Genomic DNA, 17,553 nt, shown 5'->3' with positions numbered 1-17,553 from the left:
GACGCGGAGGTTCCGGACGAAATCGCGGTTGCGCGGCTTCGATAGGCTGTCCGCAGCATGTCGACATCATCTCCCGCCGCCGATTCCACGTTCGATCGCCGCGAGGCCCGCAAGCGCCTCGGCGCGCTCACGATCCGGGACGAGCACCGGTTGCGCCGACGCCTCGACCGGGCCAAGTCGCCGGCGGCGCTGGCGGCCCTCACCGACGAGATCACCGCGGCGGAGCTGCGGATCGACGGACGCCGCGCCCAGGTGCCGGCCGTCACGTTCCCGGAGGCGCTGCCGGTCAGTGCGCGCCGCGAGGACATCGCGGCCGCGATCGCGTCGCACCAGGTGGTGATCGTGGCCGGCGAGACCGGGTCCGGCAAGACCACCCAGATCCCGAAGATCTGCCTCGAACTCGGGCGCGGTGTCCGTGGACTGATCGGCCACACGCAGCCGCGACGGCTCGCCGCCCGCACGGTCGCCGAACGCATCGCCGAGGAGATCGGCCGCGACCTGGGTGACACGGTCGGCTATACCGTCCGGTTCACCGACCAGGTGTCGGATTCGACGCTCGTGAAACTGATGACCGACGGCATCCTGCTCGCCGAGATCCAGCGCGACCGGATGCTGCGCCGCTACGACACCCTCATCATCGACGAGGCCCACGAGCGCAGCCTCAACATCGATTTCATCCTCGGTTACCTCAAGCAGCTGCTGCCGCGCCGGCCCGACCTCAAGGTGATCATCACGTCGGCGACGATCGATCCGGAGCGGTTCGCCGAGCACTTCGCGGTCGACGGGGTGCCGGCCCCGATCGTCGAGGTGTCCGGGCGCACGTTCCCCGTCGAGATGCGCTACCGGCCACTGACCGTCGAAGCCGGCGACCAGCTGATCGACCGCGACCCGGTGGACGCGGTGTGCGAGGCCGTCGAGGAACTCGCCGCCGAGGGGGACGGCGACATCCTGGTGTTCCTGTCCGGTGAGCGCGAGATCCGTGACACCGCCGACGCGCTGCGCGACCGCCGCTACCGGAACACCGAGATCGTGCCGCTGTACGCCCGCCTGTCGGCGGCCGAACAGCACAAGGTGTTCACCCCGCACACCGGACGCCGGGTCGTGCTGGCCACCAACGTCGCCGAGACGTCGCTGACCGTGCCCGGTATCCGGTACGTCGTCGACCCGGGCACCGCCCGCATCTCCCGCTACTCGGTGCGCACCAAGGTGCAGCGACTGCCGATCGAGGACATTTCGCAGGCGTCGGCCCGGCAACGTGCCGGACGCTGCGGCCGTGTCGCCGACGGCATCTGCATCCGGCTGTACTCGGAGGACGACTTCGAGTCGCGTCCGGCGTTCACCGAGCCGGAGATCCTGCGCACCAACCTGGCGTCCGTCGTGCTGCAGATGACGGCCCTCGGTCTCGGCGACATCGAGGCGTTCCCGTTCGTCGAGGCCCCCGATCCGCGGGCGATCCGTGACGGCATCGCACTGCTCGAGGAACTGGGGGCCCTGGGTTCCGGCCGGACCGACAGTCCCGAACTGACGTCCGTCGGACGCGAACTCGCCCAGCTTCCGGTGGATCCGCGGATGGCCCGCATGCTCGTCGAGGCGCATCGCAACGGCTGCCTGCGAGAGATGCTCGTGATCGTCTCCGCGCTGTCCATCCAGGACGTGCGGGAGCGTCCCGCCGAGCACCAGCAGGCCGCCGACGAGAAGCACGCCCGCTTCAACGTGGAGAACTCCGACTTCCTGGCCTACCTGAAGCTGTGGGAGTACCTGCGCGAGCAGCGGACGGAGCTGAGTTCGAGCCAGTTCCGGAAGATGTGCCGCACCGAATTCCTGCACTGGTTGCGGATCCGCGAATGGCAGGACCTGCACGGGCAGCTGCGGCAGATCACCCGGGGGCTCGGCTGGGAGACCTCCGGTTCCGGGGCGGCCGGGGCCTCCGAGTCCCTGATCCACCAGTCGCTGCTGGCGGGGCTGCTGTCCCACATCGGTGTCCGCGAGGGCGAGAAGCGCGACTTCCTCGGTGCCCGCGGCAGCCGGTTCGCGATCTTCCCCGGCTCGGGCCTGTTCAAGAAGCCGCCCCGCTGGGTGATGGCGTCCGAACTCGTCGAGACGTCCCGGCTGTGGGCGCGGATGGCGGCCCGCATCGAACCCGAATGGGCCGAGAAGCTCGCCCCGCACCTGGTCAAGCGGACGTATTCGGAGCCGCACTGGTCGAGCAAGCGGGAAGCGGCGATGGCGTACGAGCGGGTGACGCTCTACGGCGTCCCGCTCGTCACCGGACGCCTCGTCCCCTACGCGTCGATCGACCCCGAGGTCTCCCGCGAACTGTTCATCCGGCACGCGCTCGTACAGGGCGAGTGGAAGACTCGGCACCGGTTCTTCCACGCCAACCGTGCCCTCCTCGACGACGTCGAGGAACTCGAGCAGCGGGCCCGACGCCGGGACATCCTCGTCGACGACGAGACGCTGTTCGAGTTCTACGACGACCGCGTCGGCCCGGAAGCGGTGTCGGCGCGGCACTTCGACACGTGGTGGAAGAAGACGCGCCGCGAACATCCCGACCTGCTGACGTTCACGGCGTCGACGGTCGTCAACGCCGACTCGGCGGCCGTCCTCGAGGGCGACTACCCGGACGCGTGGCGGCAGGGCGAGATCCAGTTCCCGCTCACCTACCAGTTCGAGCCGGGCACGGACGACGACGGCGTCACCGCCCGCATTCCCGTCGCACTACTCGCCGGGGTCCGCCCGGTCGGCTTCGACTGGCTGGTGCCGGGCATGCGCACCGAACTGGTGACGGCGTTGATCAAGTCGCTGCCGAAACAGCTGCGCCGCCAGGTGGTTCCGGCACCCGACTTCGCTGCCGCCGCACTCGCATCTGTCACGCCGCGCTCGGAGTCGCTGGTGCACGCCCTCGCTCGCGAGCTGTCCCGGTTGGGGAACTGCCGGATCGATCCGACCGACTTCGACGTCGCGTCGCTGCCGCCGCACCTGCGGATGACGTTCGCGGCCGTCGACGACAAGGGCACGGTGCTGGGCAAGGACAAGTCGCTGGCCGCGCTGCGCCGCACCCTCGCCCCCCGGGTGGAGGTGGCGGTCGCGAAGGCCACCGCGACCACCGAACGGACTCCGTCGCTCGTGTGGACCGCGCAGACGCTCGGCACCCTCCCGGAGACGGTGACCCGCACCCTCGGTGGGCAGAAGGTCACCGGCTATCCGGCGCTGGTCCCCGAGGAGTCCGGGGTGGCGGTGCGGGTGCTCACGACACCTGCGGCGCAGCGGGCCGCGATGCGCGCCGGCACCCGCACACTTCTCCTCAATGCTGTTCCGACACAGGCCAAATCGGTGACGAACGGGATGAGCAACGCCGACCGGCTGGCGTTGGGCCAGAATCCGGACGGCAGCTTCGACGCCCTCCTCGAGGACTGCCGGGCCTGCGCGGTGGACGAACTGATCGCCGAGAACGGCGGGCCGGTCCAGGATCCGGCCGCGTTCGAGGCGTTGACCGCCACGGTCCGTGCACAGCTGTCCACCCGGGTGGCTCGCCTGCTGCGGATGCTGCTGCCGGCACTGGCGCAGGCGCACCGGCTCGCGATCGCCCTCGAACGTGCGTCCGGGGAAGCCGCCGACGACGTGCGCGAGCAGCGGGAATCGTTGCTGTTCCCCGGATTCGTCACCGAACTCGGCACCCGCCGGCTGAAGGATCTGCCCCGCTACCTGGCCGCGGCCACCGCACGGCTCGAGGCCTTGCCGGCGAGCCTGCAGCGGGACCGGGCCGGGATGGACACTCTCGACCGCGTGTACGCCGCCTACGACCGCATGCTGTCGGCGCTGCCGGAGGAACGACGCGGTGACCGCGACGTCACCGACATCCTGTGGACGGTCGAGGAACTGCGGGTGAGCCTGTTCGCCCAATCCCTGGGAACCGCGGGGCCGGTGTCGGAGAAGCGAATCCTCAAGGCGATCGACAAGATCCGCCGCTGACCCCGCCGACCGAAGCTACGACTCGGCGGGCACCTCGACGCCGGGTTCCTCGGCCCGGGAGTCGCGGTGGGCCCGCAGGTCCTTGATCTCCCGCTCGAAGTCCTCGGCCGAACTGAACGACCGATACACCGACGCGAACCGCAGGTAGGCGACCTCGTCGAGATCACGCAGCGGCCCGAGGATCGCCAACCCCACGTCGTGGCTGGGAATCTCGGGGCCGGACGCCCGCACGGCGTCCTCCACCTTCTGTGCCAGCAGGTTCAGCGCGTCGTTGTCGACGTGCCGCCCCTGGCAGGCCCGCTGCACACCGCGGACGACCTTCTCGCGGCTGAACGGCTCGGTGACACCACTACGTTTGACGACCGCGAGCACCGCGGTCTCGACCGTCGTGAATCGGCGCCCGCACTCGGGGCACGACCGGCGCCGCCGGATCGCGGCCCCCTCGTCGGCTTCACGGGAATCGACCACGCGCGAATCGGGGTGCCGGCAGAACGGGCAGTGCATGGTGGGTCCTCGCGGTGTGGTGTGACTGACAGGATCCGAGGATACCCGCCCGCAACTCCCCCACCGCACGACCGCCGTCAACGCCCGACCGCTCCGCCCACGGAGACCCCCGGCACAGCCGCGGGAACCACCGATGTGACCGTGGGGGCCACCTCCGGACCGGCGGCGAGGTTCGCCAACGCGTTCAGGCCCACCACCACGCCCGCGGTGATCACGACCGTCGCCACGACGGACCTGAAACCTCCCACCCCGGGGGACGATTCACCACGCGAGGGCCCGGCCGAGCGGGCAACCCTCGACCCCGGCGCGCCCCGGCGCGGACGCTCACCGTAGTGCACGACACCGGCGTGCGGCCGCGTCGTCGCCCGCCGTTCGCGGGCTCGAGACCGGTCCACAGCCCGGTCCGCGGCCCGGCCGACGGTGCCCGAGCAGCGCGCAGTCGATCCATTTCTCGAAAGTGCGATCCCCATCCGAACCTCCCAGTGAGTCGTCGTCGCTCGTCGGACCCGGTACGTGTCGTCCGAACATCATCCGTTCACACCAACCTGTTCGATCACGTGTTCGATAGAACACATATTCGATTTCTACCACGCGAGGTCGTCGATGTCACCGATTTCCGCGCCCGGATGTCGAACAGATGTTTGAATTGGCAGGGGTGGTCGGGATAGATTCTGTGCAACGCATGCGGGCACAGCAGGGAGGCGGACGAGATGAAGGACGAGACCTCGGGTTCGGCCGGGAACACGGCCGACGGCGCGGTCGACAACGTGGTCGACGCGGCAGGCCGCGAATCGGTCCCCGACGCCACCCAGCTCACCGACCGGCAACGACGGGTCCTCGAGGTGATCCGCGCCTCGGTCGCCGAACGCGGCTACCCGCCGAGCATCCGCGAGATCGGTGACGCGGTGGGACTGACGTCGACGTCGTCCGTCGCCCACCAGTTGCGCACACTCGAGCGCAAGGGTTTCCTGCGGCGGGATCCGAACCGTCCGCGCGCGGTGGACGTGCGGGGGCTGGACGGCGCGTTCAGCGGTGACGGGCAGGTCGACGGCTCCGCCGCCACGAACGGCGAACTGCCCGACCCCACGTTCGTCCCCGTGCTGGGCCGGATCGCCGCCGGTGGGCCGATCCTCGCCGAGGAGGCGGTCGAGGACGTGTTCCCGCTGCCGCGCGAACTGGTCGGCCAGGGATCACTGTTCCTGCTCAAGGTCGTCGGCGAGTCCATGGTCGATGCGGCCATCTGCAACGGCGACTGGGTCGTGGTCCGGCAGCAGAACGTCGCCGAGAACGGCGACATCGTGGCCGCGATGATCGACGGCGAGGCGACGGTGAAGACGTTCAAGCGAACCGGCAAGGACGTGTGGCTCATGCCCCACAATCCGCTGTTCGAGCCGATCCCCGGCAACGACGCCGCGATTCTCGGCAAGGTCGTCACCGTGATGCGCAAGCTCTGAGAACGAGTACGACGAAGGGCCACGGAATACCGTGGCCCTTCGTCGTACTCGTTCTCGGTCCGGTCAGCCCAGATTCAGGCCACGCCCGATGATCTCCTTCATGATCTCGGTGGTCCCGCCGTAGATCGTCTGGACCCGCGAGTCCATGTACGCCTTGGCGATCGGGTACTCGCGCATGTAGCCGTAGCCGCCGTGCAACTGCAGACACCGGTCGATGAGCTTGACCTGGGCCTCTGTCGTCCACCACTTGGCCATCGCGGCCTCCTGCACCGTCAGCTTCCCGTCGTTGAGCTGTTCGATGAACTTGTCGACGAGTACGCGCACGGCGGTGGTCTCGGTAGCGAGTTCAGCGAGGACGAAGCGGGTGTTCTGGAAGCTGCCGATCGACTTGCCGAACGCCTTGCGGTCGCGGCAGTACTGGATCGTCATGTCGAGGCAGGACTCCATCGCGGCGGCCGCGACGACGGCGATCGACAGGCGTTCCTGCGGCAGGTTCTGCATCAGGTAGATGAAGCCCATGCCCTCCTCACCGAGGAGGTTCTCGACCGGCACCCGGACATCGGTGAAGCTCAACTCCGCGGTGTCCTGCGCCTTGAGGCCGATCTTGTCGAGATTGCGGCCCCGCTCGAAGCCCTCCATCCCGCGTTCGACGACCAGCAGCGAGAAGCCCTGGGCACCCTTGTCCGGGTCGGTGCAGGCCACGACGATCACCAGGTCGGCGTTGATACCGTTGGTGATGAACGTCTTGGCGCCGTTGAGGATCCAGTGGTCGCCGTCGCGGACGGCTCGGGTCTTGATGTTCTGCAGGTCGCTGCCGGTGCCGGGCTCGGTCATCGCGATCGCGGTGACTAGCTCACCCGAGCAGAATCCCGGCAGCCAGCGCTGCTTCTGCTCCTCGTTCGCCAGCTTGATCAGGTACGGCGCGACGACGTCGTTGTGCAGCATGAAGCCGACTCCGCTGTAGCCGCCGCGGGTGGTCTCCTCGGTGATGACCGCGTTGTAGCGGAAGTCGTCGACTCCCCCGCCGCCGTACTCCTCGGGGACGGCCATGCCGAGGAACCCCTGCTTGCCGGCCTCCACCCACACCGACCGGTCGACGATGTTCTGCTCTTCCCACTGGTCGTGGAACGGTGCGACGTGCTGGTCGAGGAACTTGCGGTAGGACTCCCGGAAGAGTTCGTGTTCGGGTTCGAACAGGGTGCGCTCCACGTGCGTCTCCTCACGTCGACATGCGCCCGCGGACGGCGGGCGCTTCCTTGCCCCCGACGCTAGGACGGCACGCGGCGACGATCCATGACCGAGACGATCATGATTCGTGACCGCCGTGTGCCACGTCACGCAGACCGATGCAGTCAGCTGCTGTAGCGCCGCCGCAACATGTCGAGGCGCCGCATCACGGGATACGCGACGAGGATGCCGACCGACCCCCACGCGATGCCCCCGAGTTCGACCGATCCGATCGTGAGGGTGAGGTCGCCGATACCGGCGACGAGGGCGGCCGCGACGACGGTGAGGTTGACCGGATCGGTGAAGTCGACCTTCGCTTCGAGCCAGATCCGGACACCGAGGACACCGATCAGGCCGTACAGCACGAGCGTCGCACCACCGATGACACCGTCGGGCACCGTGAACACGAGGGCCCCGAACTTCGGGGAGAACGACAGGACGACAGCGGTGGCGGCGGCGACCCAGTACGCCGCGGTCGAATACACCCGGGTCGCGGCCATGACGCCGATGTTCTCGGCGTACGTGGTGGTGCCGGAGCCGCCGCCCGCCCCGGCGAGGGTGGTGGCGAGACCGTCCGCGAAGAGCGCGTTGCCGGCCAGGTCGTCGAGCGGCTTGCCGGTCATGGTCGACACGGCCTTGACGTGGCCGACGTTCTCGGCGACCAGCACGATGACGACGGGCAGGGCGAGCAGGATCACCGACAGGTCGAACGTCGGTGACCGCAGATGCGGAACGCCGAACCATGCGGCCTCGCGCAGCGCGTCGACACGGTCGTCGGCGAGCCCACCGGTGAACGCCGCGAACACCCAGCCGATGACGACACCGATGAGGATGCCGAGGCGTCCGACGATGCCCGGGCCGAGGACGGTCGCGAGCAGGATGCCGAGCAGGGTGACGGCCGCGATCAACGGTTGTGCCTGGAACGAGCCGGCCGCGGCCGGAGCGAGGTTGAGGCCGATCAGCGCCACCACGGCGCCGGTGACGACGGGCGGCATCACCGCGTCGAGGACACGGGATCCGAGGGCCCGCACGACGACGCCGACGAGCATGAGTGCGACACCCGCCGCGACCACCCCGCCGAGCTGGGCAGCCGGACCGGATCCCGCCGACGCGGTGAGCGGGGCGATGAACGCGAACGACGAACCCAGGTAACTGGGGATGCGCCCGCGGGTGAGGAGCAGGAACAGGATGGTGCCGATGCCGGAGAACAGCAGGGTGGTGGTCACCGGGAAACCGGTGATCGTCGGCACCAGCAGCGTGGATCCGAACATCGCGATGACGTGCTGCATGCCGATGCCGACGGTCCGCGGCCACGTCAGCCGCTCGTGCGGGGCCACGACCGCCCCGTCCGCGATCCGTCGACCGTCGCCGTGCACGGTCCACGAGAACACCCGGGTGAGCCGGCCCGCCGGCGTCTGCACTGTTTCCTGCTGCGTCACGACACGACATCGTAGAGGCCGCGGCCGGGCCCGTGACACGCGAACCTCCTGCTAGTGCCGTCCGCGGCCGGAGCGTCGCCGAACGGACCAGTATGTCGCGGTGGCGGCCACCGCCCCGCCGATCGCGAGGACGGGCAGCGCCCACGGCGATCCGGGCGCGTCGTCGGGCGCGGCAGGGGCATCGTCCGTACTCGCCGACAGGACCACCGAACCCGTCGACGACGGTGCCGGGGCCGCGCCGCGGGCGATCTCGACGGCGCCCGGCAGGACGCGCAGCGGCGGCAGTGGACCACCGGCGGCCTCCGATCCGGCGATCAGGGCGTCGTCGGGGGTGAATGCGAGCGCCTCGCCCTGCGGTTCATCGGGAATCGGCACCCGGACCGGTGTCGTGGTCGTGAGAGCGCGGACCAGGTCGCCGTCCGGTGCCGAATACAGATAGACGTCGGTGTAGGTGCGCAGCGCGGCAACCGTCCCGTCCGCGCTGACGGCGCCCCCGGTGATCAGCGTCGACCCACCGATCGGGACCGGACCACCGGGCGTGGCCGTCGGCCCGAGGCGCACCTGTCCGACACGTTCGAGCGGCGTCGGCCCGGGCGAGGCGAGCCCGTCGACGCCGGCGCCCCCGACCGGCCGGTAGATACCGCTCGCGACCAGCACGTCCTTCGTCACGATCAACGGCACGCCGTCCCGCCCGATCAGCAGGGTTTCGGCGTCGTGCGGGCCGTCCGGGTAGGTGAGGCGGTGCAGGCCGCCGGCACCGGTGGCGGGATCGAGGTCGATCAGCGCGACCGTGGACCGGGTTTTCAGGTTGTCGCCGGTGTCGGACAGCCACAGCCGCCCGTCCGGTCCGATCCCCATGTCCTCGATGTCGTACGGGTCGACCGGGACCGGCAGCGATCCGGTGACCCGGCAGGTGTCGTCGAGAACGGTGACGGTGTCGTCGGTGCCGCTGTCCCCGATCCCGTACATCACGTCCCCGTGCGTCGTGTCACTGACGGCCGCGAGCCCGGACAGTTCCTCGAGCGCGGGATCCGTAGGGGTGCACAGGGTCTCGAATCCGACGCCGTCGGCGAGAACACCCGAACCGGTGCTCTGCGCGGCGGCCGGGACACCCGCAACGACGCTCACGAGCAGCATCCCGCCCGCGAGCGCCGACCCGGTGAACGCCCGGACGCTACCCACGGCCCGTGTAGTCGGCGAGGGCAGCGGCGAGCTGTTCGGGCACCCGCACCCGCATGCGGGTGCCCCGCTCCTCGTGCTCCGAATCCAGGATCTGCCCGTCCGCGTGGATGCGGGCGACGAGGTCGCCGCGTGTGTACGGGACGAGCACGTCCACCTCCACCTCGGGGCGTCGCACGATCTCGCCGAGCGTCTCGCGTAGCTCATCGATGCCCTCCCCGGTGCGGGCGGACACGAACACTGCACCGGGCAGGAGCCCGCGCAGCTGGGTCAATACCACCGGGTCCGCAGCGTCGATCTTGTTTACCACGATCAACTCGGGCGGAGCGGTCGTATCGTTCTCACGGACGACCTCGGTGATCACCTCGCGGACCGCCTTGATCTGATCGGTCGGCAGCGGATCGGAGCCGTCGACGACGTGCAGCAGCAGGTCGGCGTCGACGACCTCCTCGAGGGTGGATCGGAACGCCTCGACCAACTGGGTCGGCAGGTGCCGCACGAAGCCGACGGTATCGGTGAGCACGTACTCGCGGCCGTCCTCGAACGCCGCCTGCCGGGTGGTCGGATCGAGGGTCGCGAACAGCGCATTCTGCACCAGCACCCCGGACCCGGTGAGCGCGTTGAGCAGGCTCGACTTACCGGCGTTGGTGTAGCCGACGATCGCGACGGCCGGAATCTCGCTGCGCAACCGGTGGCTGCGTTTGGTGTCGCGGGCCGCCTTCATGCCCCTGATCTCGCGGCGCAGCTTCGCCATCCGCTCCCGGATCCGTCGGCGGTCGGTCTCGATCTTCGTCTCACCGGGACCACGCAGACCCACGCCGCCGTTGCTGCCCGCCCGGCCACCGGCCTGCCGGGACATCGATTCGCCCCAGCCGCGCAGCCGCGGCAGCATGTACTCCATCTGAGCGAGCGCGACCTGCGCCTTGCCCTCACGGGACGTGGCGTGCTGGGCGAAGATGTCGAGGATCAGCGCGGTCCGGTCGATCACCTTGACCTTGACGACCTTCTCCAGTGCCGTCAGCTGCGCGGGCGTCAGTTCGCCGTCGCAGATGACGGTGTCGGCGCCGGTCGCCAGGACGATCTGCCGGAGCTCGTCGGCCTTGCCGGAGCCGATGTAGGTGGCGGCGTCGGGTTTGTCGCGCCGCTGGACCAGGCCCTCGAGGACCTCGGAGCCGGCGGTCTCGGCGAGAGCCGCGAGTTCGGCCATGCTCGCGTCGGCCTGCGCGGCCGTCCCCGATGTCCACACCCCGACCAGCACGACCCGTTCGAGGCGCAGCTGCCGGTATTCGACCTCGGTGACATCGGTGAGCTCGGTGGACAGGCCCTGCACGCGGCGCAGTGCGCTGCGCTCGTCGAGCTGCATCTCGCCGACCGAGGGTGCGTGATCGTCGAAGTGGTCGACCGTGTCGTCACTCTCGTGCGATGCGCTGTGCTGTGATTTCGTCGTTTTCGTCATACAGGTCCATGGTCCCACGGACCCGGACGGGCGTGCACCCGATTATGCGCAGGGCTCAGCCGAGTTCGGTCCACCAGCGGTCGTCGATGCGACCGGACGCGACGAGCACCGACGGCCCGCGCAGCGCGGCCCGTCCGGCGTCGACGGTGACCTGGACACGGCCACCGGGGACCCGCACCTCGACGGTGCCGTCGGCGCGGTCGCTCGCACGAAGGGCGGCGACGGCGGTGGCGACGGTACCGGTGCCGCACGAGCGGGTCTCGCCGACACCGCGTTCGTGGACACGCATGTGCACGGCGCCGCCGGTGAGCGGGGTGAGGATCTCGATGTTGACGCCCTCGGGGAAGAACACCGGATCGAAACCGGGGGCGACGGTGAGGTCGAGGGCGGCCAGCGTGTCCGGCGTCAGATCCGCGACGACGCACGCGAGGTGCGGGTTGCCGACGTCGATACCGAGACCGGTCAGCTCCCGTCCGTCGACGGTCGCGGTGGACGCACCGAGTTCGCGGACCGGCCCCATGTCGACGGTGACGTCGCCGTGGACGTGGTCGGCGGCGTGCACGACGACCGGGCGGGCACCCGCACGGCTGCCGACGACGAACTCGTCGCGCAGGTCCAGTCCGGTCGCGCGCAGATAGTGGGCGAACACGCGAACCCCGTTGCCGCACATCTCGGCGATGGACCCGTCCGCGTTGCGGTAGTCCATGAACCAGTCGTCGGTGGCGACCCCGGCCGGCAGCTCGCGCAACACTCCGGTGTCGACGAGAGCTCCGGCGCGGGCGACGCGGAGCAGCCCGTCGCCGCCGAGGCCCCGGCGACGGTCGCACAGGGCGGCGATGCGGTGCTCGGGAAGAGCAAGGTCGGCGTCCGGATCCGGGAGGATCACGAAGTCGTTCTCGGTGCCGTGGCCCTTGCTGAATTCCATGCCGGCCACTCTAGTCCGGGCCGGTTCGGACCGGACCGGCCCGGTTCGGGCTAGTCCGGAGCAGATGCGACCAGCCGTAGTGCGCTGTCGACCAGGTGCGGGTCCGCACCGTCGATCCAGTGCACCCGCGGATCGCGGCGGAACCACGACCGCTGCCGGCGCACGTACCGGCGAGTGCCGATGAACGTGCGCTCGATCGCCTCGGCGAGGTCGTAGTCGCCGTCGAACATCGCGAGCACCTGCGCGTAGCCGATCGCGCGCTGCGCGGTCACCCCTTCCCGCAGCCCCACCTCGACCAGCGTGCGGACCTCGTCGACGAGCCCGCGCTCGAACATCTGCTCGGTGCGCAACCGGATCCGGGCGTCGAGCGCCTCGGTGTCCCGGTCGACACCGAGAACGACCGTGCCCCAGCGGGGTTCGCCGATCGTCGGCGCGGACGCCGCGAACGGACGTCCGGTGATCTGGACGACCTCGAGCGCCCGGACGATACGGCGACCGTCGGTCGGCAGGATCGACGCCGCCGCCTCCGGATCGACCCGGCCCAGTTCGACGTGCAGGGCCGCGACCCCCCGGTCCGCGAGGACCGCCTCCCAGTGCGCCCGCACCGCGGGATCGGTGGCCGGGAACGACCATTCGTCGAGCAGGGACTGGACGTACATCATCGAGCCGCCGACGATGACCGGGACCGCCCCCCGGGCGCGGATCGCCTCGACGTCCCGGCGGGCCGACTCCTGATACCGGGCGACGGTCGCGGTCTCGGTGACGTCGAGGACGTCGAGCTGGTGGTGAGGGATGCCGCGACGCTCGTCGAGGGACAGTTTCGCGGTACCGACGTCCATGCCGCGGTACAGCTGCATCGCGTCGATGTTGACGATCTCGCCGCCGAGCCGCTCCGCGAGATCGAGTCCGAGATCCGACTTTCCGGTGGCGGTCGGCCCGACGACGGCGATCGGGGTCGGGCCGGTGGTGTCAGGGGTGTCGAGGGTGGCGGGGTTCACGGCAGCCACATCCCGACGTGGTAGCCGACCCCGTACGGGGCGTCCGTGTACAGCGATTCGGCGGCGCCCGGCCCGGTGTCGCCGAACATTCCGGCCAGCACCTGCCACGCGGCCCGCCCGGTGAGCCCGATCCCGGCACACACGTCGGCGTCGAGGACGCGCAGGGCGTGCGGATCACCGGCCGTGAGCGCGTCGTCGAGCGTCTTCTGCACCTGTGTGGACCGCGGATCGAACGCGCCCGGCGCCTTGTCGGTGAGCGTGGTGGCCCCGTCCGCGACGACGAGTACACCGTGCGGCTCCGGGTCCGCGTCCAGGTTCGCCCGCAGCCGGGCCCCGGCCCGGACGCACTCGTCCACCGGAAGGCGTACGGGCATCGACCGGACACGGATCGACGCCTCCGGCGCCGCCTGCCCGCGCAACCAGCCTGCGACGAGGGCCGCCAGCGGCATCTCCGGGTCGATCGGGTCGTGTGCGTCCGGGGACAGCCGGACCCGCTCGTCGACCCCGAATCCGGCGAACGTGCCGCACGCGCCGGGGCCGATCTCGGCGGTGCCGGCGGTTCCGACGAGGTCGCCGACACCGACGACCGTCCACTGCGACGCCGAGGCCCCGAGCCTGGTCGCCGCGTCGAGTGCCGCCGTCCGCAACTCCGCGGTCTCGGCGACGGCGGCGCCGGCCAGCACGGGGACCAGCAGCGGTGGTGAGGGGACGAAAGCGACAGCGGTCAACACAGTGGACAACGGTAGTCGACCCGACGTGACGCGTCTGCGGCGTCGTACCTGTTTCAATAGGGGTCGAACACTGCGATGAGGCAGCCGTGTCGCGCGGCGGAGACGAGGATCCATGACCGAGAGCAATGCACCCCAGCCGGGAACCCCGAAGCCGGGGGTCCCCAAGCCCGGTCCCGCTCCCACCCATACGGGACCGGCGGTACCGGTCGTCGCCCCGAGCGACCCGAGCCTGTTCGGCCGAGTCGACGAAGACGGCACCGCGTGGGTGAAAACCGCAGACGGGGAACGGCAGATCGGTTCGTGGCAGGCCGGGGACGCCGCGGAGGGGCTTGCGCATTTCGGTCGCCGCTACGACGATCTCGCCACCGAGGTCACTCTCCTCGAGTCCCGGCTCTCCTCGGGGACCGGGGACCTGAAGAAGACGCGGGCGGCCGCGGAATCGCTCATCGAATCGCTGCCGACGGCCGCCGCGATCGGAGACCTCGACGCGCTCTCGGCCCGGCTGACCGCGGTCGTGACCGGTTCCGAGCAGGCCGCCGAGAAGGCCAGGCACCGCAAGGAGCAGACCCGCCGCACCCACATCGCCCGCAAGGAGAAGCTGGTCGCCGAGGCCGAACAGCTCGGATACGAGTCCACGCAGTGGAAGGCCGCCGGGGACCGGTTGCAGGAGATCCTCGACGAGTGGAAGACGATCTACGGCGTCGACCGCAAGACCGACGAGATCCTGTGGCGCCGGCACTCGAAGGCCCGGGAGGCGTTCAACCGGCGCCGGGGCACACACTTCGCAGACCTCGACCGGGACCGCGCGAACGCCAAGGTTCGCAAGGAGGAACTGGTCGCGCAGGCGCAGGCACTGTCGACATCCACCGAGTGGGGTCCGACGGCGGGCCGCTTCAAGGATCTGCTCGACGAGTGGAAGGCCGCCGGACGTGCACCCCGCGACGCGGACGACACGCTGTGGCGGCAGTTCAAGGAAGCGCAGGACGTGTTCTTCACGGCCCGCAACGCGGCCGCGGCCGAGCGTGACGCCGAGTTCGCACAGAACGCGCTCGCGAAGGAAGAACTGTTGAAGAGCGCCGACGACATCGACCCGTCGAAGGGGCTCGACAACGCCCGCGCCGCGCTGCGCACACTGCAGGAGAAGTGGGACGAGATCGGCAAGGTGCCGCGGGACCGGATCCACGATCTCGAAGGCAAGCTCCGGTCGATCGAGAAGCGGGTGCGGGACGCGGCCGACTCGGAATGGCGGCGCACCGATCCCGAGGCGCTGGCCCGGGCCGCCCAGTTCCGCGAGCGAGTCGCCCAGTTCGAGGAGCAGGCCGCGAAGGCGACCGCCGCCGGCAAGTCCAAGGATGCGGAGAAGGCGCTCGCGCAGGCCCAGCAGTGGCGCGAGTGGGCGGACGCGGCCGAGGGTGCCGTCGGAGAACTCTGACGGCACCGCCGTCGCGAATTCCGACGGCAGCGGCAATCGAAACGACTGCGGGGCGGCACCTTTCGGTGCCGCCCCGCAGTGCTGTCGGTAGGAGTCAGACGATCCAGTCGCCCTGGTCGGGATCGTTGCCCGCGGCCCGTCGGCGCTCCTCCTCCGCGGCGAGTTGCATCGACGTCCGCGTCCACACGACCTTGAGCCAGTGGAACGTCAGCACGATGACCGCGAGCCAGCCGAGGATCAGACCGATACCCGGTCCGGCTCCGGTCTGCCCCACCGGCATCGTCTGCCGCGACCAGATCGCCAGCATGCCGAACACGACGGAGACCGCGGTACCCGCCAACGCGATCCACGACAGCACCCAGCGCCGGGTGACGAGAGCCAGGATCGACGCGATGCCACCGAAGACGAGGGCGAACCACACGAAGAGCCGCGACGGCAGCTTGATGTACTCGTCGACCGCGTCCGGCGAGAAGATCAACACGTCCCAGCCGTTGGCCGCCCCGGCGTGCGGCAGCGCGAACGACAACAGCAGCACCAGCACGCACACCGCGACGACGACGGCCCGCATACCGGGGTCGATCTCACCGGCAATCTTCTTCTCCGCAGCCTCGAAGTCCTTCTGGTACTCCTCGATCGGATCGGGCGTCGACCCGTCCGGTCGCTGCGGATCACCGGAACTCATGCATTGCATCCCATCTGTGCGGGCAGCGGCGCCGGGACACCCACCTGAGGCAGCCCGAGGCCGACGCCGATCGGCGGGGTCTTCGGAGTGACCCCTCGTTCGAACGAATCTCCGGCGCGGGTGCGCCGGTGCGTGAGGACCGGGTCGTCGGCCACCAGGTGGTGCGGGGCCGCCGCTGTGATCGTCACAGTGACGACGTCCCCCGCCCGCAGGCCCCCGTCGAGGTTGCCCTCGGGCCGGAAGTGGACGAGACGGCCGTCGCGGGCGCGTCCGCTCATCCGCGCGGTCTCGGCGTTCTTGCGTCCGTCACCACTGGTCACCAGCAGCTCCACCTCGGTGCCGACGAGCTTGCGGTTCTCGTCGAGGGTGATCTCCTCCTGGAGCGCGATGAGACGGTCGTAGCGTTCCTGCACGACAGCCTTCGGCAGCTGGCCCTCCATCTCGGCGGCCGGGGTGCCGGGACGCTTCGAGTACTGGAACGTGAACGCACTGGTGAACCGGGCCTGCCGGACCACGTCGAGGGTGGCCTGGAAGTCTTCCTCGGTCTCACCGGGGAAGCCGACGATGATGTCGGTGGTGATCGCGGCGTGCGGCATCGCGGCCCGCACCTTCTCGATGATGCCGAGGAACTTGGCGCTGCGGTACGACCGGCGCATCGCCTTGAGGACCCGGTCGGAGCCGGACTGCAGCGGCATGTGCAGCTGCGGGCACACGTTCGGGGTCGACGCCATCGCCTCGATGACGTCGTCGGTGAACTCGGCCGGATGCGGGGACGTGAACCGGACCCGCTCGAGCCCCTCGATCTGTCCGCACGCACTGAGCAGCTTCGCGAAGGCACCCCGGTCGCGTTCGATGCCGGGATCGGCGAAGGAGACACCGTACGAGTTGACGTTCTGCCCGAGCAGCGTCACCTCCAGGACTCCCTCGTTCACGAGAGCCTGCACCTCGGCGAGAATGTCGCCGGGACGCCGGTCCACCTCCTTGCCGCGCAGCGACGGCACGATGCAGAACGTGCAGGTGTTGTTGCAGCCCACCGAGATCGACACCCAGCCGGCGTACGCGGACTCCCGCTTCGCGGGCAGCGTCGAGGGGAACGCCTCGAGCGATTCGAGGATCTCGACCTCGGCCTTCTCGTTGTGCCGGGCGCGGTCGAGCAGGGCGGGCAGCGATCCGATGTTGTGGGTGCCGAACACGACGTCGACCCACGGTGCCTTCTTCACGACGGTGTCGCGGTCCTTCTGCGCGAGGCAGCCGCCGACCGCGATCTGCATGCCGGGCCGCTCCGCCTTCACCGGCGCCAGGTGGCTGAGGTTGCCGTACAGCTTGTTGTCGGCGTTCTCGCGGACGGCGCAGGTGTTGAAGACCACCAGATCCGCCTGCTCCCCCGGGGCCGCCTTCGTGTAGCCCGCGTCCTCGAGGAGGCCGGACAGCCGTTCCGAGTCGTGCACGTTCATCTGGCAGCCGTACGTGCGGACCTCGTAGCTGCGTGCCGCATTCTGGTCGATCGTCTCCACGGCTCCAAGGGTACGGCCTCCCCCGAAACCGCTCGTCGGG

14 protein-coding genes are annotated in these 17,553 nt (G+C 69.9%); 3 read left to right on the top strand and 11 right to left on the bottom strand.

What is annotated here, in order from left to right:
- Positions 1–57 precede the first annotated feature (57 nt).
- Entirely contained in the window at positions 58–3,972 is a 3,915-nt protein-coding gene (gene hrpA / locus Q5696_RS08775; RefSeq protein ID WP_305094789.1) for an ATP-dependent RNA helicase HrpA, read from the top strand.
- A gap of 15 nt (positions 3,973–3,987) precedes the next feature.
- Here the strand turns inward: hrpA and nrdR are convergent, their stop codons facing one another.
- Positions 3,988–4,476, bottom strand: a complete 489-nt coding sequence (gene nrdR, locus Q5696_RS08770) for a transcriptional regulator NrdR (RefSeq protein WP_305094788.1) — start codon at positions 4,474–4,476, stop codon at positions 3,988–3,990.
- A gap of 77 nt (positions 4,477–4,553) precedes the next feature.
- Positions 4,554–4,703, bottom strand: coding sequence for a hypothetical protein (locus Q5696_RS08765; RefSeq protein WP_305094787.1), 150 nt, complete (start codon positions 4,701–4,703; stop codon positions 4,554–4,556).
- A gap of 483 nt (positions 4,704–5,186) precedes the next feature.
- Here Q5696_RS08765 and lexA point away from each other — a divergent pair, with 483 nt between their 5' ends.
- Positions 5,187–5,930 (top strand): transcriptional repressor LexA, encoded by a 744-nt coding sequence (gene lexA, locus Q5696_RS08760; protein WP_305094786.1) that lies wholly within the window; start codon positions 5,187–5,189, stop codon positions 5,928–5,930.
- 63 nt (positions 5,931–5,993) lie between these two features.
- On the opposite strand, the gene Q5696_RS08755 is transcribed toward lexA, so the two are convergent.
- The 7 genes from Q5696_RS08755 to Q5696_RS08725 form a co-directional block, all read right to left on the bottom strand.
- Positions 5,994–7,139, bottom strand: coding sequence for an acyl-CoA dehydrogenase family protein (locus tag Q5696_RS08755; protein ID WP_305094785.1), 1,146 nt, complete (start codon positions 7,137–7,139; stop codon positions 5,994–5,996).
- Between the two features lie 143 nt (positions 7,140–7,282).
- Complete coding sequence (locus Q5696_RS08750) at positions 7,283–8,596, bottom strand: uracil-xanthine permease family protein (RefSeq protein WP_305094784.1); 1,314 nt, start codon at positions 8,594–8,596, stop codon at positions 7,283–7,285.
- A 51-nt stretch (positions 8,597–8,647) separates the two neighbouring features.
- Positions 8,648–9,733, bottom strand: coding sequence for a YjiK family protein (locus Q5696_RS08745; protein ID WP_305095197.1), 1,086 nt, complete (start codon positions 9,731–9,733; stop codon positions 8,648–8,650).
- 37 nt (positions 9,734–9,770) lie between these two features.
- The gene (gene hflX, locus Q5696_RS08740) at positions 9,771–11,231 is read right to left on the bottom strand and encodes a GTPase HflX (RefSeq protein ID WP_305094783.1); all 1,461 of its coding nucleotides are present in this window, start codon (positions 11,229–11,231) and stop codon (positions 9,771–9,773) included.
- Between the two features lie 55 nt (positions 11,232–11,286).
- Positions 11,287–12,156 (bottom strand): diaminopimelate epimerase, encoded by an 870-nt coding sequence (gene dapF, locus Q5696_RS08735; RefSeq protein ID WP_305094782.1) that lies wholly within the window; start codon positions 12,154–12,156, stop codon positions 11,287–11,289.
- 50 nt (positions 12,157–12,206) lie between these two features.
- Positions 12,207–13,154: a tRNA (adenosine(37)-N6)-dimethylallyltransferase MiaA gene (miaA, locus tag Q5696_RS08730; protein ID WP_305095196.1), complete on the bottom strand. Its 948-nt coding sequence runs from the start codon at positions 13,152–13,154 to the stop codon at positions 12,207–12,209.
- Positions 13,151–13,885 (bottom strand): class III extradiol ring-cleavage dioxygenase family protein, encoded by a 735-nt coding sequence (locus tag Q5696_RS08725; protein WP_305094781.1) that lies wholly within the window; start codon positions 13,883–13,885, stop codon positions 13,151–13,153. The genes miaA and Q5696_RS08725 overlap by 4 nt, the downstream gene beginning before the upstream one ends.
- Before the next feature lie 112 nt (positions 13,886–13,997).
- Here Q5696_RS08725 and Q5696_RS08720 point away from each other — a divergent pair, with 112 nt between their 5' ends.
- Positions 13,998–15,317 carry a DUF349 domain-containing protein gene (locus Q5696_RS08720; protein ID WP_305094780.1) on the top strand — a complete coding sequence of 440 codons (1,320 nt, stop codon included), beginning with the start codon at positions 13,998–14,000 and terminating at the stop codon, positions 15,315–15,317.
- Between the two features lie 94 nt (positions 15,318–15,411).
- Here Q5696_RS08720 and Q5696_RS08715 read toward each other — a convergent pair whose 3' ends face one another.
- A complete protein-coding gene (locus tag Q5696_RS08715; RefSeq protein ID WP_370654884.1) occupies positions 15,412–15,999 on the bottom strand; it encodes an Rv2732c family membrane protein in 588 nt (195 codons plus the stop codon).
- The gene (gene miaB, locus Q5696_RS08710) at positions 15,996–17,513 is read right to left on the bottom strand and encodes a tRNA (N6-isopentenyl adenosine(37)-C2)-methylthiotransferase MiaB (protein WP_305094778.1); all 1,518 of its coding nucleotides are present in this window, start codon (positions 17,511–17,513) and stop codon (positions 15,996–15,998) included. Before miaB ends, Q5696_RS08715 begins: the two co-directional genes overlap by 4 nt.
- Between the last annotated feature and the right edge of the window lie 40 nt (positions 17,514–17,553).

This window comes from Prescottella sp. R16, from assembly GCF_030656875.1.
Classification (GTDB): Bacteria; Actinomycetota; Actinomycetes; order Mycobacteriales; family Mycobacteriaceae; genus Prescottella.
The sequence above is the reverse complement of the archived record's forward strand: the minus strand, read 5'-3'. Positions and strand labels throughout refer to the sequence as shown.